The 19,530-nt window shown below is 72.2% G+C and carries 17 protein-coding genes and 2 pseudogenes; 4 read left to right on the top strand and 15 right to left on the bottom strand.

Features of this window, described 5'->3' with window-relative positions; all coding sequences use genetic code 11:
* Positions 1-18: 18 nt before the first annotated feature.
* Genes dmpG through AB852_RS15575 form a run of 8 tightly spaced genes read right to left on the bottom strand, consistent with a single transcriptional unit; the run spans position 19 to position 7,007 of the window.
* Entirely contained in the window at positions 19-1,050 is a 1,032-nt protein-coding gene (gene dmpG, locus AB852_RS15540; protein ID WP_073788460.1) for a 4-hydroxy-2-oxovalerate aldolase, read from the bottom strand.
* Entirely contained in the window at positions 1,047-1,961 is a 915-nt protein-coding gene (locus tag AB852_RS15545; protein ID WP_073788462.1) for an acetaldehyde dehydrogenase (acetylating), read from the bottom strand. The genes dmpG and AB852_RS15545 overlap by 4 nt, the downstream gene beginning before the upstream one ends.
* Entirely contained in the window at positions 1,958-2,980 is a 1,023-nt protein-coding gene (locus AB852_RS15550; protein ID WP_073788464.1) for an amidohydrolase family protein, read from the bottom strand. Before AB852_RS15550 ends, AB852_RS15545 begins: the two co-directional genes overlap by 4 nt.
* Positions 2,977-3,549 carry a 3-hydroxyanthranilate 3,4-dioxygenase gene (locus tag AB852_RS15555; RefSeq protein ID WP_073788466.1) on the bottom strand — a complete coding sequence of 191 codons (573 nt, stop codon included), beginning with the start codon at positions 3,547-3,549 and terminating at the stop codon, positions 2,977-2,979. Before AB852_RS15555 ends, AB852_RS15550 begins: the two co-directional genes overlap by 4 nt.
* Positions 3,546-3,965 (bottom strand): RidA family protein, encoded by a 420-nt coding sequence (locus AB852_RS15560; protein WP_073788468.1) that lies wholly within the window; start codon positions 3,963-3,965, stop codon positions 3,546-3,548. The genes AB852_RS15555 and AB852_RS15560 overlap by 4 nt, the downstream gene beginning before the upstream one ends.
* The gene (locus tag AB852_RS15565) at positions 3,962-4,723 is read right to left on the bottom strand and encodes a 2-keto-4-pentenoate hydratase (protein WP_073788470.1); all 762 of its coding nucleotides are present in this window, start codon (positions 4,721-4,723) and stop codon (positions 3,962-3,964) included. The genes AB852_RS15560 and AB852_RS15565 overlap by 4 nt, the downstream gene beginning before the upstream one ends.
* Positions 4,720-5,574, bottom strand: a complete 855-nt coding sequence (locus tag AB852_RS15570) for a 2-keto-4-pentenoate hydratase (RefSeq protein ID WP_107499269.1) — start codon at positions 5,572-5,574, stop codon at positions 4,720-4,722. The genes AB852_RS15565 and AB852_RS15570 overlap by 4 nt, the downstream gene beginning before the upstream one ends.
* A 17-nt stretch (positions 5,575-5,591) precedes the next feature.
* Entirely contained in the window at positions 5,592-7,007 is a 1,416-nt protein-coding gene (locus AB852_RS15575; protein ID WP_218623262.1) for a 2-hydroxymuconic semialdehyde dehydrogenase, read from the bottom strand.
* A 195-nt stretch (positions 7,008-7,202) separates the two neighbouring features.
* On the opposite strand from AB852_RS15575, the gene AB852_RS15580 reads away from it, so the two are divergent.
* The 4 genes from AB852_RS15580 to AB852_RS15595 all read left to right on the top strand — a co-directional run bounded on the left by AB852_RS15580 (position 7,203) and on the right by AB852_RS15595 (position 13,269).
* Positions 7,203-8,150: a LysR substrate-binding domain-containing protein gene (locus tag AB852_RS15580; RefSeq protein ID WP_073788476.1), complete on the top strand. Its 948-nt coding sequence runs from the start codon at positions 7,203-7,205 to the stop codon at positions 8,148-8,150.
* Positions 8,151-8,355: 205 nt separating this feature from the next.
* Positions 8,356-9,621 carry a cation:proton antiporter gene (locus AB852_RS15585; protein WP_073788478.1) on the top strand — a complete coding sequence of 422 codons (1,266 nt, stop codon included), beginning with the start codon at positions 8,356-8,358 and terminating at the stop codon, positions 9,619-9,621.
* Between the two features lie 405 nt (positions 9,622-10,026).
* Positions 10,027-11,871, top strand: coding sequence for a transketolase (locus tag AB852_RS15590; protein ID WP_073788480.1), 1,845 nt, complete (start codon positions 10,027-10,029; stop codon positions 11,869-11,871).
* 213 nt (positions 11,872-12,084) lie between these two features.
* Entirely contained in the window at positions 12,085-13,269 is a 1,185-nt protein-coding gene (locus AB852_RS15595) for a phage baseplate protein (protein WP_245876793.1), read from the top strand.
* A gap of 139 nt (positions 13,270-13,408) precedes the next feature.
* Here AB852_RS15595 and AB852_RS15600 read toward each other — a convergent pair.
* The 7 genes and pseudogenes from AB852_RS15600 to AB852_RS15630 all read right to left on the bottom strand — a co-directional run.
* Positions 13,409-13,714: pseudogene (locus AB852_RS15600) on the bottom strand (TipAS antibiotic-recognition domain-containing protein); the annotation flags it as partial.
* 46 nt (positions 13,715-13,760) lie between these two features.
* Positions 13,761-14,298 (bottom strand): annotated as a pseudogene (locus AB852_RS15605) (VOC family protein).
* A 91-nt stretch (positions 14,299-14,389) separates the two neighbouring features.
* Positions 14,390-15,958 carry an AAA family ATPase gene (locus AB852_RS15610; RefSeq protein WP_073788484.1) on the bottom strand — a complete coding sequence of 523 codons (1,569 nt, stop codon included), beginning with the start codon at positions 15,956-15,958 and terminating at the stop codon, positions 14,390-14,392.
* A 212-nt stretch (positions 15,959-16,170) separates the two neighbouring features.
* Positions 16,171-16,857, bottom strand: a complete 687-nt coding sequence (locus tag AB852_RS41350) for a hypothetical protein (RefSeq protein ID WP_073788486.1) — start codon at positions 16,855-16,857, stop codon at positions 16,171-16,173.
* A complete protein-coding gene (locus tag AB852_RS38620) occupies positions 16,854-17,090 on the bottom strand; it encodes a hypothetical protein (RefSeq protein WP_073788488.1) in 237 nt (78 codons plus the stop codon). The genes AB852_RS41350 and AB852_RS38620 overlap by 4 nt, the downstream gene beginning before the upstream one ends.
* A complete protein-coding gene (locus tag AB852_RS39230) occupies positions 17,087-18,868 on the bottom strand; it encodes a hypothetical protein (protein WP_073788491.1) in 1,782 nt (593 codons plus the stop codon). Before AB852_RS39230 ends, AB852_RS38620 begins: the two co-directional genes overlap by 4 nt.
* A gap of 34 nt (positions 18,869-18,902) precedes the next feature.
* On the bottom strand, positions 18,903-19,361 hold the full coding sequence (locus AB852_RS15630; protein ID WP_073788494.1) for a hypothetical protein: 459 nt from the start codon (positions 19,359-19,361) through the stop codon (positions 18,903-18,905).
* Positions 19,362-19,530 lie beyond the last annotated feature (169 nt).

Genomic DNA, 19,530 nt, shown 5'->3' on the forward strand with positions numbered 1-19,530 from the left:
GGTGGTGGGGTAGGGCGGTCAGGCGTCGGGGGCGGGGGCGGCGTCGCGGTCCCGGACGAGATCGAGCGCGATGTCGGTGAGCAGGTCCTCCTGCCCGCCGACCAGCCGCCGCCGTCCCGCCTCGACCAGCAGGTCGCGGGTGTCGAGACGGTGGCGCCCGGCCGTGTTCTCCGCGTGCCGCAGGAAGCTGGAGTACACCCCGGCGTACCCGAGCGTCAGTGTCTCCCGGTCGACCCGCACGGGTCGGTCCTGGGTCGGTCGTACCAGCTCCTCGGCGGCGTCCATCAGCGGGAACAGGTCGCAGCCGTGTTCCCAGCCCATGAGGTCGAACACCGCGACGGTGGGCTCCAGCGGCGCGTTCCCGGCGCCCGCGCCCTGTCCGGCGAGGGAGGCGTCGACGCGGTGCGCCCCGGCCTCCACCGCCACGATGCTGTTGGCCACCCCGAGGCCGAGGTTGTGGTGGGCGTGGATGCCGATCCCGGTGGCCGGGTCGAGTACGTCGCGGTAGGCGCGGACCCGGTCCCGTACGCCGTCCATGGTGAGCCGGCCGCCGGAGTCGGTGACGTAGACGCAGTGCGCGCCGTAGGACTCCATGAGGCGGGCCTGCGCGGCCAGCTCGGCGGGCGGGGCGAGGTGGGACATCATCAGGAAGCCCGACACGTCCATGCCCAGTTCCCGGGCCAGACCGATGTGCTGGGCGGAGATGTCCGCCTCGGTGCAGTGCGTGGCGACCCGGACCGACGTGACGCCGAGGGAGTGGGCGCGGCGCAGGTCGTCGGCGGTGCCGATACCGGGGAGCAGCAGGGTGGTGAGCCTGGCCCGGTCGAGCACCTCGGCCGCCGCCTCCAGCCACTCCCAGTCGGTGTGGGCGCCGGGTCCGTAGGTGACGGAGGAGCCGGAGAGGCCGTCGCCGTGGGAGACCTCGACGGCGTCGACGCCCGCGGCGTCCAGGGCGGCGGCGATGGCCCGGACCTGGTCGAGGGTGTAGCGGTGCGACACGGCGTGCATACCGTCGCGCAGGGTGACGTCCTGGACGTAGACCTTGGTCATCGGACCCGGCTCCGTTCGGCGAGGCGCTCGGCGGTGCGCAGCGCGGCGGAGGTCATGATGTCGAGGTTTCCGGCGTAGGCGGGGAGGTGGTGGGCGGCGCCCTCGACCTCCAGATAGACGGAGACGAGGAGCCGTCCGCCGCCGGCGAGCCCGGTCAGCGGGTCGTCGGCCGCGAGGGCGCGGAACTGCGGTTCCTGCTTGAGCCGGTAGCCGGGTACGTAGGCGGCGACGGACGCGACCATGGCGTGGACGGAGTCGGTCACCCGCCCGGTGTCGCAGTCGTCGACGACGCAGTGGACGGTGTCGCGCATCAGCAGCGGCGGTTCCGCCGGGTTGAGCACGATGATCGCCTTGCCGCGACTCGCGCCGCCGACCTGTTCGAGGGCGCGGGACGTGGTCTCGGTGAACTCGTCGATGTTGGCGCGGGTGCCGGGGCCGGCCGAGCGGGAGGCGATCGAGGCGACGATCTCCGCGTAGTGGACCGGGGCGACCGCGGCGACGGCGGCGACGATCGGGATGGTGGCCTGGCCGCCGCAGGTGACCATGTTGACGTTGCGGGCGTCGAGGTGCTCGTCGAGGTTGACGGGCGGGACCACGTACGGGCCGATGGCCGCCGGGGTCAGGTCGACGAGCGTCTTGCCGTACGGGGCGAGCGCGGCGGCGTTGCGGTGGTGCGCGGCGGCGGAGGTGGCGTCGAAGACCACGTCGATCTCGTCGAATCCGTCGAGCGCGATCAGTCCGGCCACGCCGTCCGAGCTGGTCGGGACCCCGAGTCGGCGGGCGCGGGCGAGCCCTTCCGAGTCCGGGTCGATGCCGATCATCGCGGCGGCGGTGACGTTCCCCGACCCTCTGATGATCTTGATGAGGAGATCGGTGCCGATGTTGCCCGATCCGATCACGGCTGCCTTCATCGGACGGCCTCCTTCGTCTGCCGGGCCAGTCCGAAGAAGCGGACGGCGTTGCCGCCGAGGACGGCCGCGCGTTCCTCGGGGGTGAGCGCGCTCTCGCGCACCAGACGGCCGATCTCCTCCTCGCCGAGCGGGAACGGGTGGTCGGAGCCGAGCAGTACCCGCTCCGCGCCCATCACGTCCACGAGGAGCCGCAGCGCGCCGGGGTCGAAGACGGCCGAGTCGACGGAGAAGCGGTCGGTGTAGTGCGAAGGCGGATGCGGGCTGTCGGCGCGCACCAGGTCGCGGCGGTGCCAGGCGTTGTCGGCCCGGCCCAGCAGGTACGGGAAGCTGCCGCCGCCGTGGGCGAACATCAGCCGCAGCGACGCCGGGAGGCGTTCGAAGGCGCCGGACAGGATCAGCGACAGGATGGTCAGATGGGTCTCCCCCGCCATGCCCGCCAGCCAGGCCAGCATGTACCGGGAGAACCGCGGTCCCGAGGGCAGGTCCCAGGGGTGGACGAGGACGGCCGCGTCCTGGTCGGCGCAGTGGGTGAGGAATTCGAGCAGCGCCCCGTGGTCGAGGTCGCGGTCGACGAGGTGGTTGCCGATGTGGACGCCGTGGAAGCCCTGGCTCATCGCCTCGCTGAGGGTCGCGCAGGCCGCCTCGGTGTCCTGCAACGGCACCTGGCACAGCGGGGCCAGCCGGTCCCGGTCGTGCGCGGCGTAGCTGAGCAGATGGGAGTTGACCGTGCGGCACCAGTCGACGCCGCGCGCGGTTTCGAGGTCGTAGCCGAACAGCATCGGGGTGCTGGAGAGCACCTGTACGTCCACGCCGAGCCGGTCCAGGTCGGCGACGCGTTCCGCCGGGTCCCACAGGGTGCGCTGGACCGGCCGGTACTCGGCGGCGCCGGCCATCATCATCCCGGTGCCCGGGCCGTCCGTGGTGCGCAGCCAGGGGCCGTCGTCGGAGCCGGTGAGCCGCCGGGACTCGGCGCGGCCGATCTCCGGGAAGACGTGGGCGTGCACGTCGACGACGGTCACGCGCCGGCCTCCTCGTCGCGGCGGGTGCGCGGGCGCAGCTCCTCGGGCCAGTCGCGGCCCGGGTGCACCGCGGAGCAGTGCGGGCAGGTGCGGGCGGCCTGGTCGGCGTAGAACGCGCCGAACACCGGCGGCAGGTCGTCGACGATGGAGGTGAGCTGGACCTCGCTGCGGTGCACCAGGTGGTGGCACTCCATGCAGTACCACTCGAAGGCGTCGAGGTGGCCCTGCGGGCGGGCGAACTCGACGACGAGGCCGATGCTGTCCTCCTCCGGCCGCTGCGGGGAGTGCCGCAGATGCGCGGGGGCGAGGAACACATCGCCCTCACGGATGTGGATGTCGCGCGGCGGGCGGCCCTCCTCCTCCATGACGCGGAGCACCATGTCGCCCTTGAGCTGGTAGAAGAACTCCTCGATGGGGTCGTCGTGGAAGTCGGTGCGCCGGTTGGGTCCGCCCACGACCGTCACCATCAGATCGGCGTCCTGCCAGATCTGGACGTTGCCGACCGGCGGCTTGAGCAGGTGCCGGTGTTCCTCGATCCAGGACTGGAGGTTGAACGGTGTCATGGTCATCGGCGCTGTTCCTTGCTCTGTGGGAGGTGGGCCACGGCGCTGATCTCGATCAGCAGGTGGGGGTGCGGGAGCTGGTGGACGGCGACGGTGGTGCGGGTCGGTCCGCTCTCGTCGAAGTACTCGGCGTAGACCTCGTTGTAGCCGCCGAAGTCGTTCATGCCGACGAGATACGTGGTGACCGACACCAGGTCGCCGAGTCCGCCGCCGACCGGGGCCAGCAGGCTCGCGATGTTGTCGAGCACGGCCCGGGTCTGGGCGCGGATGTCGAGGTCCGTCACGCCCATCGGGTCGGCGCTCGCGCCGACGAAGGTGCCGTCGGGGCGCCGGGAGCTCGTACCGGACACGAAGACGAGGTCGCCCGCGCGCCGCAGATGCGGGAACCGGCCGCGGGGCGGGGCGGCACCGGGGACGATCACGCGTCCTCCCCGGTGGTCCGGGCGGCCGCGGTGGTGAACTGGACGGTGCCGAGGCCCGCGACGGTCGACCGTACGTGGGTGCCGGGCGGCAGGGGCACGGCCGCGGTCGCCGCACCGGCGAGGATCACCGTGCCGGCCTCCAGCGGGCCGGTGAGCCGGGCCGCGGCGGCGAGGGCGCGCAGCGGGTGTCCGAGGATCGCCGCGGTGGAACCGGTCTGGGCGGGGCGTCCGTCGAGTTCCAGCAGGACGCCGAGGTTGGCCAGGTCGCGGGGGGCGCTCCAGGGCCCGACGACGTAGCCCGCGGCGGAGGTGTTGTCGGCGATCACCTCGGGGAGGGAGAAGCGGAAGCCGTCGTAGCGGGAGTCGATGATCTCCAGCGCGGGTGCCACGGCGGCGACCGCCGCCGCCGGGTCGCCGCCGGGGCGCAGGGTCGCGCCCAGGAGGAAGGCCACCTCGGGCTCGACCCGGGGGTGGATCAGCCCGGAGATGTCGTGGAGCCCCCCGTCGGGGATCTCCATCCGGTCCGTGATCCGTCCGTGGATCAGATCGTCCACGCCCATCTGCCGCATCTTGGCGATGCTGGTGAAGCCCAGCTTGACGCCGGTGAGCCGCTCCCCGCGGGCCAGCCGCCGGGCGATCAGGGCGTCCTGGACGGCGTACGCCTCGGCGGTGTCCGTCAGGCCGCTGCCGCCGCCGGGGAGCGGACGGGCGTCCAGCGCCGCGGTGTCGAGCGATTCCGCGAGAGTCATGATGTTCATCGGACGTCCCCTTCCTGGGCGTCGTGGGCTTCCTGAGCGGCGCGCCCGAAGGCCGCGCGGACCGAGCCGAGCCCGTCGACACGGGCCTCGAACACATCACCGGGCCGGGCGGCCGTCATGGGTCCGAGCGCGCCGGTGAGCACGGTGTCCCCGGCGCGCAGCGGGCGGCCGAGCCGGACGAGGGTGTCGGCCAGCCAGACGGCGGCGTGCAGCGGGTTCCCCAGGCAGGCGACGCCCGCACCGGTGGAGACGGGCTCGCCGCGGCGCTCCAGCACCATCCCGGCGGTCCGCAGATCGAGGTCCCGCAGCGGCACGGGCCGGGTGCCGAGGACGTACGCGCCGCTGGAGGCGTTGTCGGCGATGGTGTCCACGGCCGAGATGTCCCAGTCGCGTATCCGGCTGCCGACCACCTCGATGGCGGGCAGCGCGAAGGCGGTCGCGCGGATCACGTCGGCCACCGTGTGCCGCTCGTGGAGGAGGTCGTGTTCGAGGACCAGGGCGACCTCGGCCTCGGCGCGGGGCTGGAGCACCGAGCCCCAGGGGATCTCGGCGCCGTCCGGCACGGCGGTGTCGTCGAGGAGCGCGCCGAAGTCCGGCGTGCCGACGCCGAGTTGCCGCTGCACGGCAACCGAGGTCAGACCGATCTTCCAGCCGGTGACGCGCCGGCCCCGGGCGCGGCGGCGTTCGGTGAGGACGGACTGGACGGCGTAGGCGGCGTCCAGGTCCCCGGGCGGCAGGAGGTCGCGTACCGGGGCGCACGGGACACCGGTGCGGTGCGCCTCCTCCAGGCGTTGTGCGGCGCTCGCCACCTGGTCGGGCGTCGCGCCCGCCGCCTCACCCGTCGTGTTCACGGTCTCGTCCCTTGTGCTCACAGCTTCACGCACACATTCATCGGTTCGGAGAAGAAGTCGAGGGAGTGGTCGCCGCCCTCACGGCCGATCCCGGACGCCTTCACGCCGCCGAAGGGCGTGCGGAGGTCGCGCAGGTTCCAGGTGTTGACCCAGGCGATGCCGACATCGAGGGCGGGGGCCACGCGGTGCGCGCGGCTCACGTCGCCGGTCCACACCGTGGCGGCCAGCCCGTAGGGGCTCGCGTTGGCGAGGGTCAGCGCCTCCTCCTCGGTGTCGAACGGCGCCAGATGGACGACCGGGCCGAAGATCTCGTCCCGTACCGCCGGGTGGTCCTCGGGCAGTCCGGCGAGCACGGTGGGTTCCACCCAGAAGCCGCCGTCGCGCTCGTCCCCGAAGTGCGGCACCCCGCCGCCCGCGAGGACGTCGCCGTCGGCGGTGGCCCGCGCCAGATGGCCCAGCACCTTGTCCCGGTGGGCGGCGGAGACCATCGGGCCGTAGCCGGACAGTTCCTTCGCCCCGGCGGCCAGCGCCGCCGCGAACTCGTCGAAGACCGGACGCTGCACATACACCCGCTCGGTGCACAGACAGACCTGCCCGCTGTGCGTGAAGGCCGACCGGAGGGTCCCTTCGACGGCCTGTTCCAGATCGGCGTCGGCGAAGACGAGTCCGGCGTTCTTGCCGCCCAGCTCGAAGGAGACCGGCGCCAGCCTGGCCGCCGCCGCCCGCATGATCGCGGTCCCGGTGCTCGACTCGCCCGTGAAGGCGATGGCGTCCACCCCGGGGTGTTCGGTGAGCCACTGTCCGGCCGCGTCGGCTCCCGTGCCGTGCACGAGGTTGAAGACGCCCGCCGGAACCTGCGCCTCGGCCATCACCTCGGCCAGCAGACAGGCGGTGCCGGGGGTGAGCTCGGACGGCTTGGCCACCACCGTGTTGCCCGTCGCGAGGGCGGGCGCGACCTTCCAGGTGAGGAGCAGCAGCGGCAGGTTCCACGGGGAGATCACCGCGACGACGCCGAGCGGCTTGTGCACGGTGTAGTTCAGCGCGCCGCGCCCGTCGGGGGTGGTGGTGTGCCAGGACCGCTCGCTCCGCCCGGCCAGGAGGTCCGCGTACGAGCGGAAATTGGCGACCGCGCGAGGGATGTCGACGGTCGACGCCAGCTCGCGGGGCTTGCCGGTGTCGGCGCACTCGGCGGTGACGAACTCCTCGAAGCGCCGCTCGATCCCGTCCGCGATCCGGTGCAGCAGCCGCGACCGCTCCGCCGGGCTCCACGCCGCCCACGGTCCGCGCAGCGCTTCCCGGGCCGCGCGGACCGCCCGGTCGACCACCTCGCGGGACGCTTGCGGTACCTCGCCGACGGCGCTCCCGGTGACCGGGTCGACGAGCGGGAACGGCACGCCGGACGCGTCGAACCCGCCTCCTACGTAATGCCGCACGGGTGAAGCCACCTTGCAGACCTCCGATACTGGGCCGGGGAATGTCCGAAACTCGCCCCCCGGGGTGTGCCGGTATAGTGCACCCACCCAGCTATGCCGATCCAATGCCGATCGGTGTGAGAGCTATAGCGATCCTGGTATGTCGCGCTCCCCGCGCCGTCACAGGCCGCCCGCCTCCCAGGAAGGAGCCCCCGGATGGACCTCCTGGACGGCCGGCTCAAGTTCCGGCACCTGACCCTGCTCATAGCGGTCAGCGAGCACGGAAGCGTCGTACGGGCGGCCGAATCGCTGCACCTCACCCAGCCCGCCGCGACCCGGACCCTCCATGAGCTGGAGGCCATCGCCGATCTGCCGCTCTTCGTCCGCGTACCGCGCGGGATGCGGCCCACCGTCTACGGCGCGGCACTGGCGGAACACGCCCGCGCGGTGGTCGCCGAGGTGCGCCGGGCCGGGGAGCACCTCACCGGGCTGCGGCAGGGCCAGGACGGCACGGTGACCGTGGGCACGCTGCTGGCCGGCGCGAATGTCCTGCTGCCCCGGGCGGTCGCCGGACTCAAACGGGAACGGCCCCGGCTCACCGTCGTCGTACGCGAGGGCACCCCGGACGTCCTCCACCCCGCGCTGCTGGCGGGCGAGCTGGACGTCATCGTCGGCCGGGTGGGCTCCGCCCCCGCCGAAGGGGACGGACTGCGCCAGCGGATGCTGTACCGGGAGCCCATCCGGCTCGCCGTCCGATCCGGCCACCCGCTCCTCGACGCCGAGGGCGTCACACTCACGGACACCCTCGGGTTCCCCTGGATCCTGCCCGTCGAGCAGACCGCCCTGCGTCAGGAACTCGGCGCCCTCTTCGTGGACCGGGGCCTCGCCCTGCCCGCGGACCGCGTCGAATGCACGTCCATCCTCACCATGCGGGCGCTGCTCCTCCAGACGGACATGGTGGCGCTCCTGCCCGAACTGGTACTGCGCGAGGACGAGCACCTCGCCGCGCTGCCCGTCGAACTCCCCTCGGTGGGACGCACGGTGGGCACCACCGAGGCACCCCACCGCACCCGCACCCCCGCCCTCCAGGCGCTGCTCCACCACCTCGACCAGGAGGCGGTCCTGCTGCGCGAGACCCTGGGCGGAACACCGACGGCCGGTTAGGGCCCGTCCCGCGGATCTCGCGGGCGGCGGGCCACGTCACCGGGTGATGCCCCGGAGCGCGGTCCCGGCGTCGGCGAAGATCCGCTCCCGGACCGCTCGGGTATCGCGGCGACGGCGGGCCCCGCGACGGACGGGCCATGATCCTCCGGCGAACGGGCACGTGCTCCCTGGCTCCTGTTGCACGCCCGCTGAGAGGACGAAGCCGTTGACCCCGTCCGACATCGTGTACACGACCCTGGGTCTCGGGGCGCTCGCGGCGGCTGTGCTGCCCCGGCTGCTGCGGCGCAGACCGCTGTCGATGCCGATCGTGTTCCTCGTGATCGGCGCGGTGGCCGCCGCGCTGCCCGTACCGCTGCCGCAGGTCGATCCGGTGGCGGACCGGGTGTGGGTCGAGCATGTCACCGAGGTCTGCGTGATCGTCTCCCTCATGGGCGCGGGACTGGCCATCAACCGGCCCTTCACCCCGCGGTCATGGGCCGGGCCCTGGCGGCTGATCGGGATCACGCTCCCGCTCACCGTCGTCGCGACCGCCATGAGCGCCTGGCTGCTGCTCGGCTGGCCCGTCGCCGCCGCGCTGCTGGCGGGAGCCCTGCTGGCGCCCACCGACCCCGTGCTGGCCGCGGAGGTGCGGGTCGGTGAGCCCACCGACGACGAGAACGACGAGGACGAGGTCCGCTTCGCCCTGACGGCGGAGGCAGGTCTCAACGACGGTCTCGCGTTCCCCTTCGTCCTCGCGGCCGTGGCGCTGGCCGCCGCCGGGGGCGCCTGGTCGCAGGCCGGATGGGGGCGCTGGTTCGTCGTCGACGTCCTCGTCAAGGTCGCCGTCGGGGTGGTCGTCGGTCTCGCCCTGGGGCGTTTGCTGGGGTGGATGTTCTTCCGGGCCGGTGCGTCGGCGCTGCGTCTCTCCGGGCACATGGAGGGCTTCGTCGCCCTCGCGGCGACCTTCCTGTCCTACGGGATCGCCGAACTCGCCCACGGCTACGGCTTCCTCGCCGTCTTCGTCACCGCCTGCACGATCCGGGCCGCCGAACGCGACCACGGCTATCACAAGGTGCTGCACGAGTTCACCGAGCAGATCGAACGTCTGCTCACCGCGGCGCTCCTCGTCCTCCTCGGCGGCTACCTCGTCACCGGTGGGCTGTCCGAACTGACCTGGTGGACCGTCCTCGTCGCACTCGGACTCATCCTGGTCATCCGCCCCGTCACGGGCTGGATCGCACAGCTCGGCCTCCCGGCGGGCCCCCGGGAGAGAGCCGTCACCGCGGTCTTCGGCCTGCGGGGCATCGGCTCCCTCTTCTATCTCTCCTACGCCCTCGGCCACGACGACTTCGCGGGCCTCGCCGAAGAGTTGTGGGCGCTGACCGCCCTCACGGTCGCGCTGTCCGTCCTGCTCCACGGGGTGAGCGCGACCCCGGTGATCCGCCGTCTGGACCAGCTGCGCGGGACCCGCCCGACGGACACCCCGCCCTGAGCCCGGCTCCTCCGAGGGGCCGCGTGGGAACGGGAGCGCGCGGTGGCGAAGGACGCCCGGTGATCGCGCGGGACCGGGGGCCGGTCCCCCCGGGAGCGCTCCGGGCGGATTGTGACGATCCTGGAAGTACGGCCCGGACGGCTGGGTACCCGCATGTGGTCCGGCGGCGCGGGAGCGTGCGCGGTTGCCGCGTCGTCCCCGTCAGGGACGGGTCCGGCGGGCCCGCTCCGTACGGGCGGGATACGCGACCGGGTGTGGTCACCGTACGCGACGGGTTCGGCACCGCAGGTCGATACGCCGACGGGCCGCCCCGGGTGGAGGGGCCGCCTGTGGACGGAACGGAATCGGACCGGACGGAATCGGACCGTGCGAACGACGGGAAGCGGGCCGGACGAGAGGAGCGACATGGAGACCGGGCAACTGGAAGAACTGGGTCAGCAGCTGCGGGTGGACGCGGTCCGCGCGGCGGACGCGGCGGGGTCGGGACACCCCACCTCGTCGATGTCGGCCGCGGACCTCGGCGGCGTGTTGCTGGCGCACCATCTGCGCTACGACTTCGAGCGGCCCGGGCATCCGGGCAACGACCGGCTGGTCCTCTCCAAGGGGCACGCCTCTCCGCTGCTGTACGCGCTCTACCGGGCGGCGGGAGTGATCGACGAGGCGGAACTCCTCACGTTCCGGCAGGACGGCAGCCCCCTGGAAGGGCACCCCACCCCACGTCTGCCCTGGGTGGACGTGGCCACCGGCTCCCTCGGGCAGGGGCTTCCCGTCGGGGTCGGCATGGCGCTCGCCGGGAAGCGGCTGGACCGGCTGCCGTACCGGGTCTGGGTGCTGTGCGGGGACAGCGAGATGGCCGAGGGCTCCGTCTGGGAAGGCGCCGCGCAGGCGGCGTACGAACGGCTCGACAACCTGACCCTGATCGTGGACGTCAACCGGCTCGGCCAGCGCGGCCCCACCCGCGAGGGCTGGGACCTCGACACCTACGCCCGCAAGCTGGGTGCCTTCGGCTGGCACACGATCGAGGTCGACGGACACGACATCACCGCGATCGACACCGCCTTCCAGGAGGCCGCGGCCACGACGGACCGGCCCACCGCGGTCATCGCCCGCACCCACAAGGGCCGGGGCGTCGCGGAGGTGGAGGACCAGGAGGGCTTCCACGGCAAGCCGCTGCCGCACCCCGAACGGGCCGTCGAGGAACTGGGCGGGACCCGGTCCGTCCGGATCGACGTGGCGAAGCCGTCCGGTACGCCGACGACGACCGCCCCGGCCAGGACCGGCGGTGCCGCGACCACCCCGGTCTCGGCGCCCCGCTACCGGGCCGGGGACGAGGTCGCCACCCGGGACGCCTTCGGGGCCGCGCTCGCCGCCCTCGGATCGGAGCGGGACGATGTCGTCGCCCTGGACGGCGAGGTCGGTGACTCCACCCGGGCCGACGCGTTCGGCAAGGCCCACCCGGACCGCTACTTCGAGATGTACATCGCCGAACAGCAACTGATCGCCACCGCCGTGGGGATGCGGGCACGCGGCTACCTCCCCTTCGCCACGACGTTCGCCGCGTTCCTCACCCGGGCCCATGACTTCATCCGGATGGCGGCCGTCAGCGGCACCGGCATCCAGCTCTGCGGCTCCCACGCCGGAGTCTCCATCGGCCAGGACGGACCCTCCCAGATGGGTCTCGAAGACCTCGCCATGATGCGCGCGGTCCACGGCTCCACCGTCCTGTACCCGTGCGACGCCAACCAGACCGCCCGTCTCGTCCACCACATGGCCGGGCTGCCCGGCATCGGCTATCTGCGCACCAGCCGCGGAGCCTCCCCCGTCCTGTACGGCCCGGACGAGGACTTCCCGGTCGGCGGGTCCCGGGTGCTGCGGTCGGGCGACGCGGACCAGGTCACCGTCATCGGCGCCGGGGTCACCGTGCACGAGGCCCTGCGCGCCGCCGATCTGCTGGCGGCGGAGGGCATCGCGGTACGGGTGATCGACCTGTACTCGGTGAAACCCGTCGACGGCGGGACCCTTCGGCAGGCGGCGGACGCGACGGGCTGCCTGATGACGGTCGAGGACCACCACCCCGAGGGCGGCATCGGGGACGCGGTCGCCGAGGCCTTCGCCGACGGCCGCCCCGCGCCGAGGCTGATCCGCCTGGCGGTACGGAACATGCCCGCGTCCGCCACGCCCGCGGAACAGCTCCACCACTCCGGTATCGACGCCGCGTCGATCGCCGCCGGTGTGCGGTCGCTGGTATGAGACCGTCGGTGTGAGATCGGCGGTACGAGATCGGCGGTCGCGCAGGCGCCTCGTGCGCTGACCGCCGGACGGAGGGCCCTCACAGGAGACGGGTTCCGGGGGCGAGGCGGGGGGGGCGGGCCGACGACCATCGGGACCCATGTGCCGCCGGTGATGCCAGTGGTACCTGAAATGAAGTCGACGTACCGTCAATCTCTGTGAAAAAAAGAGCATATGAACAACACCTCTCAGTTCAACCGACGCAACTTCCTCAGCTGGAGCGGCGTCGCCGCACTGACCGTCGCCGGGGTCGGCTCGGGTGCCGGCGCCGCGTTCGCGAGCTCGGGCGCGGGCGCGGGCCCAGCCACAGGAGCGAACGCCGTAGGTCTGCCACCTTCAAAGCTGATCAGGGTCGAGGGCAACACCGGTCCCGCCTACTTCCGCGAGGAGACCCTGCGCGAAGGGACCGTGATCCAGTCCATAGGCTTCGACAACGTCAACCGCCGCCTCTACTACGCCCAGGTCATCCAGGGCGGCCGCAAGCTCCCCGGCGAGTCGGCGCCCGTCGCCGGTGACGTCCGTGACCTGCGCGGCGACCTGGCGATCACCGAGTGGACCCTCGGCGCCGACGCGGCGGACGGCAGCGGCACCGGCAGCGTGACGGGCTACATGTACCTGCGCGGCTTCGGGCACGGGGTGAGCTTCGGCGTCGAGCCGTCCGGCAGCAGCACCTACCTGTGGACCGAGGTCGACGCCGTCCAGGACATCGATGACATGACCAGCCGTGGCAAGCGGCTGTGCCGCTTCAAGTTCGCGAGTTCCGCGACACCCCTGGACGCCACCAACGCCTCGCTCCAGAAGTTCACCCCCGTTCCCGGCAGCTCCAACAACACCGCGAGTGTCGACCCGCTCAACAACCGCCTGGTCGTCCGCTACGACGCCGGCGGTATGCGCTACCGCGTCTACGATCTGCCCAAGGCCCGTGCCGGAGACTTCAGCACCCCGCTGGTGGAGGTCGCCGAACCCGCCATCCCGGTCGATGTCAACCGCTACGGCAAGCCGTCGTTCCAGGGGTACGCGGTGGCCGGCAGCTACCTGTACATGTTGCGCGGCAACGCCTACGGCAAGAAGCAGGACCACGACGACAACACCGCGACACCGGACATCGTCATCTCGCCCCCGGGCGAGGGCAACACCTTCCTCGCCTCGGTCGACCTGAACACCGGACAGCTCGTCAAGTCCTTCCACTCCAAGGCCGGCTACACCCTGCCCTTCCGCGAGCCCGAGGGCCTCGCCATCCAGATCCCCAAGATGGCCGACCCCGGTGTGTACCGCCTCTGCATGGGCTTCGCCTCCGGGGTGCAGAGCGGTCAGCGCAAGGCGTCCGTCTACTACAAGGACTCGCTCATCCAGCCCTGACCCCGGATGCGGTGGCCCTGCGATGAGGGGTGACCGCTGATCGTCCGGCCGAAGCCGAGCCGGTCCGGGCGGGGTCCCGGGGCTGCCGAGAGGGGCAGCGCGGGACCTTGTCCGGACCGGGCGACTGGAGGGGGCCGCGCTACTGCCAGGTCGCGGTGTCGGGGTCGATGCCGTGGGCGCGCGCGTCGGCGTCGACGATCCGGCGGAACCACGCGGCGAGCCCGGCGCGGATACCGTCGTAGTGGGCGGCGAACGCGGGATCGGCCTCGTATCTGCGGCCCAGGCAGACCTGCATCCGCCTGGTGAGGGGAAAGTACGAGGCGAACACCTCGCGGTGCCGCTCGACGAGTCGGCCCGCTTCCGGGCTGCCAGGTGCGACACCCCTGTCCATCGCGTCCCCGAGAGCACGGTCGAGGCCGTCCACGGCGTCGGCGACGGCTCGCCAACGCGTCGAGACCTGGCCGACGGTCAGGCCATCGGCTTCGGTGGCTTCAAGCATGCCGCTCATTGTCACCGCGGCGGCCCGTCCGGTGGGGAGATCCCGATGGCCGCGAGGTTGCGTGCCTCCTGGCTGTCCGGGGCGAAGGGCTTCGCCGCGGTGAAGACGATCCGTGCGTTCTCGGGGGTGATCACGGTGACGTCGCGGGTGTTCCAGGGCGTGTCCCGTGGACCGTCGACCGAGTCCGGGCGCAACGCGCGGCAAGCCTCGACCAGGGGATCGACCTGGCTGAGCACTCCCGAGAAGCTGAAGCTCATCGCCGGTGCCTGGTCCGCAACCTCCGCCGCCGGGACGAGGAGTACGTCCTGGAACGCCCACCGGCGCAGATGCACCAGTGTGCCGGGGATGCTGAACAGCTCGAAGAACCCGAGGCCGCGAACCCAGAAGTCCACCGACTCCGCCAGATCGCTGGTGGGGATCGTCACGAACGCGGGCATTCCGTAGATGCCACGGAACAGCTCCGGCGGAACGGCGTCCGGGCCGGGAGCGGGCACGGGACTCGTCTCGAACGCGTTGTAGTAATCGCTCATGCACCACACTCTTCAGCCTCACGCGACGTGAGGGTCAAGCCCCACCCGTCCGGCGGCACCGCCACTCCCCCCGGCCGCGTACCGGTCCGGTTCAGTCACCCATCAGAAGGATGCGGCGGCCCGGGGTCGTGGCTCCCGGGGCCGAGGAGAGGGACGAGCGTCCGGCGGGTACCGCGCGCTCCCGGCCCCAGGCGCGGATCTCCTCGATCCGCTCCGGGTTGACCCTGATCATCGGGACCGTGTTGGCGAAGGTGTCCTGTACGAAGGACGGCCTCAGGTTCTCCACCCCGCCGTCCAGCAGTGCCTCGGCGCCGACGTCGTGCAGGGCGGATTCGATGTCGGAACCGGCGAAGCCCTCGGACAGATCGACCAGCCGGTCCAGTTCGGCGGGCTCCGGGTCCTTGCCCAGATAGCGGCCGAAGTACAGCGTGATGATCTCCTTGCGGTCCTCGGGGTCGGGCAGGTCCACAAAGAACAGCTCGTCGAAGCGGCCTTTGCGCAGCAGCTCGGGCGGCAGACTGCGCACATCGTTGGCGGTCGCCACGACGAACGACCGCGACTGCGACTCCTGGAGCCAGAACAGGAAGTGGCCGATGACCCGCTGGCCCACCCCTGTCACCTCTCCGGCGCCACCGGCCAGTCCCTTCTCGATCTCGTCGATCCACAGCACACACGGCGCCACCCGGTCGGCGGTCTCCAGCGCGGCCCGCATATTGCCCTCGGACTCGCCCCAGTACTTTCCGTGGATGCTCGCCATGTCCAGCCGGTAGAGGGGGAGCTGCCACTCCTGCGCGACCGCCTTGGCCGACAACGACTTGCCGCAGCCGGGCACCCCCACCAGCAGTACCCCGCGTGGCGGGCGCAGATGGGAATGGCGCAGATCGGAGTGGATCAGCTGGTTCCGCCGCCGCAGCCAGGTCCGGAGGCTGGTCAGCCCGCCGACCTGGTAGTCGGCGTCCTTGAGGTGGATGCGTTCGAGCCCGGTGATGTCGCTGAAGATCCGATCCTTCGCCTGGGCCAGGGCGAGTACGTCCTCCTTCTTCACGGAGCCCTTCGCCGCGACGGTGGCCATGAGGTTGACGCACTCGGACTCGGTGGCGCCCGAGAGGAACTCGGCGGCGCGACGGGCGTCGTCCTCGTCCCACTCGATGGGGAAGCGGCCCCGGTGGTCGGTGAGGAAGCCGCTGAGGATTCCGTACATCTCCTCCGCGTCGGGCAGATCGAGCATCAGTCCCATCCCCAGCCGCTGGAGCCCGCTCCACACCGGGGTGTCGGACACCAGGACCACGCTGCCCATGTTGTTCTCCGCGAGCCGCGCCAGTTCGGCGATATGGCGGACCGCCGGTGTGTCCGAGGCGACATCGTGCGGGTCGACGAGGATCACGGTGGCGTTGGCCCGTGCGGCGAACTGGGAGGCGGCGAACTCCATGGCGCCGGTCAGCGACCGGTCGTCGTGGACGGCCGCGTGGGTGCGGAGGTCCCGCAGCCCGGTCGCCCTGGTGTAGATCCAGAACGGCATCCCGCTGCGGCTCGGCCGCCCCGCCGCCTCGCGGAGCAGCCGCAGGGCGCGCTGCTGCTCGATGGTGCGGAGCGCGATGACGGGTACCCGGGCGGAGACATAGCTGTCGAGGTGACGCAGGCTGTCGGCGTAGTTCGGCATACCGGCCTTCGGAGGGTGAGGGAAAGGAAAGGGGAGAGTGCGGCGCGCCGTCCGGCGGGGCGCGTGCGTGGAGTCGTCGTCCCGTGCGCGGGAAAGTCGTCCGGTGCGCGGGATCGTCGTCCCGTGGGCCGGGTTGTCGTCCCGTGCGCGGAAGGCGCTCCCGTGCGCGGGTGGCGGCATCCAATGTGTGGGAGTCGCCGGGACGTTGCCGGTCAGTCGGGCACGATGCGGCGCTTCGGTGCGGTGGCCGGGGCCGTCGACCAGTGGTCCGCGGGGGGATCACCGGCCGCGGGCGGGGAGGGTCGCGCGACTCCGGTTGTCCGTGCCGGTTCCCGTCCGTCTCCGCTGCGGGGGAACCGCAGGCGGCGGCGGAGCCGTGCGAACGGGGCCGGCGGTTCGGCGGGCGGGTCGGGCGGGGCGTCGAGGACCGAGGTGAACGCGTTGTCGCGCAGGGTCCGCAGCCGTTGGTCCACCCAGTGCGGATCGGTCCCGGAGCGGGCGAGTTCGCTGACCGCGTGCTCCATCTGGGTTTGCAGTGAGCGGATGTGCTGGTCCATCAGTTCGCCCAGCCGGGTGCGCAGGTCGTCGGGCAGCCCGGGGTGGTCCGCCAGGTCGCGGAGGGACCGCAGCCCGACTCTGGCCTGGGTGAGTTCCCGCCCGGCGGAGAACTCGTCGGGGGCTTCCCCGAAGGCGAGGGCGAACCGGCGTGACCATTCCGTGAGCCGTGTGTCGAGGGCGTCCAGGACATGGCGGGTGAGCCGTTCCCAGGTGTCCGCGTCGAACTGGTCGCGCTTCAGCCGGGGCAGTGCCGCCAGGTCGGCGGGCTCGTGCCGCGCCCAGGCGTGCAGTGCCCGCGTCCAGGACGCGTAGGGCCCTCCGTCGCCCCAGAACCCGCTCACGTCCCCTCCCCTGTGCCGGGCCGGCGCAGCAGGATCTCGCCGGGTGGCGTCGGTTCCCAGTCCGGCAGCCCCTCGACCACGCGGCGCCGCCGCTGGGTGGGACGGTCGCCCGGTCGGCGGGCGGCGGTGGGCGTCGCCCACGGGACGCCGCCCTGCGGGCCCGGTCCGGCCCATGGCGGCTGCCGGTCGGCACCGTCATCGTGTGCCGCTGTCGTCGCGTCGTCGCTCGTCATGCCGGTGTGCCCTCTCCCTGGACGGAACGTCCCCCGAACGGTGACCCGTTGTCCGTCGTGGTCCCGAGCGAGGCGATCAGTTCGGCGCAGGCCGTCTCCACCTCGTCGGCCTTCTTGAATCCCGAGTACCAGTCGGCCAGTTCGGCCGCGGCGGCACGCAGCCGGAGCAGCGATTCGGCCGTGGCCTGTCCGAGCAGTGCCCGGGCCTGCTGCTGGAGTCGCGCGGCGGCCCGCGAGCGCTGACGTATCCGCAGCCCCCATCCCAGGCCGACGACGGCCCCGCAGACGAGGGCCGCGAGGACACTGACCAGGCTCACGCCCAGCATCACGGCGGCGACCACGGCCACCGCGGGCACGGACTTCCGCAGCAGGGGGTAGCCGAGTGAATCGATGTAGGCCGCGCTGTGGCGGCCCCAGTGAGCGGTGAGCGACTGCTCCAGTTCCGCCAGCGGCCTGAGGAACGAACCGGTCCACAGGGGCAGTCTGAAGTTCTGCGCGCCGACGGTGTGGTCCGTGTTGAACCGGATCTGCACATCCTGCGGGACGGCGGCCCGGTAGTCCCGGGTGAACTGGGTGTGGGCCCGGAAGAGCCATTCCCGGCAGGCGCCGACGGCCAGCTTCCTCGTTCCCTCCGAGACGCCGATCGCCGCGGGGCTGAGCGCGGCGGTCGTCTGGAGCGTCAGGAGGTCCAGGGTGATGCCGTAGGAGGCCTCGTCGGCCTTGACCGCGGCATCGGCGGCGGCTGTGTCGCCCCGGTGGGTGACGACGGCCCGGTTGAGGGCGAGTTCCCGGCGCAGCGGAAGCTCTTCGTCGTCGTACTCCGACACGAGCAGGTCGAGGAGGTCGTCGACGGTGTCCTCCAGACGCGCCGCGAGCGCGGCCTCGTGGCCGAGGATGCTTCGGTACTTGTCGAGGAACAGTTGCTGGGTGCGCGCCCAGGACAGTACCCCGTCGAGGATGCTCCACTGCGGGGAGAACGCCGCCAGCTGGGGGAACTCCCGGGCCGCGGACGGTGCCCGCAGCGAGTCGACCTCCGCGCGCCAGCGCCGGGTCTGCGCGTCCTGCGTCTCCCGGTACTCGACCTCGTCCGCCATCATCGCGTTCCACCGGGTCAGCACCGCGGCGAGCACATCGCGGCCCGCGGCCCCGAAGGCCCCGTGGGCGACCGCCTCCAGGATGACGGTGAACTCCCGGCCCAGCGCGTGCGGATCCTGTGCCTGAAGGTAGTGCCGCAGCCAGCGCACCGAACCGTCGGCGCGGTCCTGGCGGCGGAGCACCAGCGCGAAGAAGAGCGAGGTGCGGTCCGGCGAGCGGCGGTACGCCTCCTCGACACCGCGCTCGCACAGCCGCGGGTCGTCCGCCGACCAGGAGGCCAGGGCGACGAGGGCGGGTGCGAGCCAGTAGCGCGGGGTCTGGATCATCAGCTGTTCGCTGACGGAACGTACGGTGTCCTCGGTCACCAGACCGACGTCGAAGGCCTGGAGGATGCCGGTCGCCGTGCGTCTGACCTGCTTGTAGTGGCCGAACTCATGGTCGACCTGGTCCTGGACGACGCCGATCCGGGTCTCCGCCCGCTGGATCCGGGCGTTCAGCTCGGCCGTGTGTACGTACTCCTTGAAGTCGTCCCGCAGTTGCTGGAGTTCACTGCGGGCCGCCTCCTGGCCGGCCCGGACGTTCTCGACCTGTCCCGCCACGATGTTGACGTGCTCGCGCAGCGCGTTGACCTGTGCGTCGACCTGCCGCACTTGGTGGCGGAGGGTGTAGTCGACGTCGTTCATACGGATTCTCCGATCATGCGTGTGCCCTGGTCCGTCAGGGACGGACGACGCTGCCGTCCTTGAGTACCGGTATGGCCAGTCCGTCGCTGTGGATCTCGATGTACGCGTAGGCCTCGGAACGGGCCAGCATCCGGGCGTCGGCGTAGGGCTCGGGGACCGTGTCGGCGGGTGCGAAGTGCCGCACGACCGCGTGGTCGAGATCCAGTTGGTGATCGACGAACGGCGGGCCGAGATAGCAGTGGGCGAGGAAGCCGAGCGGCACGCCGCCGTGGGCGGAGGCGTACTCCTGACGGATGTCGTCGATGACGCGGCGGGCCTGTGCCTCGTCGATCCCGCTGTCGAGCGCGGCCATGGCGTCGCGCAGCAGGCGTGAGCGCGGCAGGAAGCGGCCGTGCGGGGTGGCCTGCCCCGACTGCGGTGCCCCGTGCAGGGCGCTCGGTACCTCCGGTGCGCCGACGGTGTCGAGCCGTCGTCGTCGCTCCACGAATCCCATGTGTGTCCCCCGTCTCGTCCCGGACCGCGTGGTCACGGCGCGGGCCGGTCGTGCGGCCGTCGTCGGCCGGGCCCGCGGATCGGAACCGTAGGATAGTGAGCCCGGTTCCATCGTGCCGCCGGATCGGCGCATCACGGTACGTCCACCCTATATGCGCCCAGGACAGGGC

This window comes from Streptomyces uncialis (assembly GCF_001905345.1).
Classification (GTDB): Bacteria; Actinomycetota; Actinomycetes; order Streptomycetales; family Streptomycetaceae; genus Streptomyces; species Streptomyces uncialis.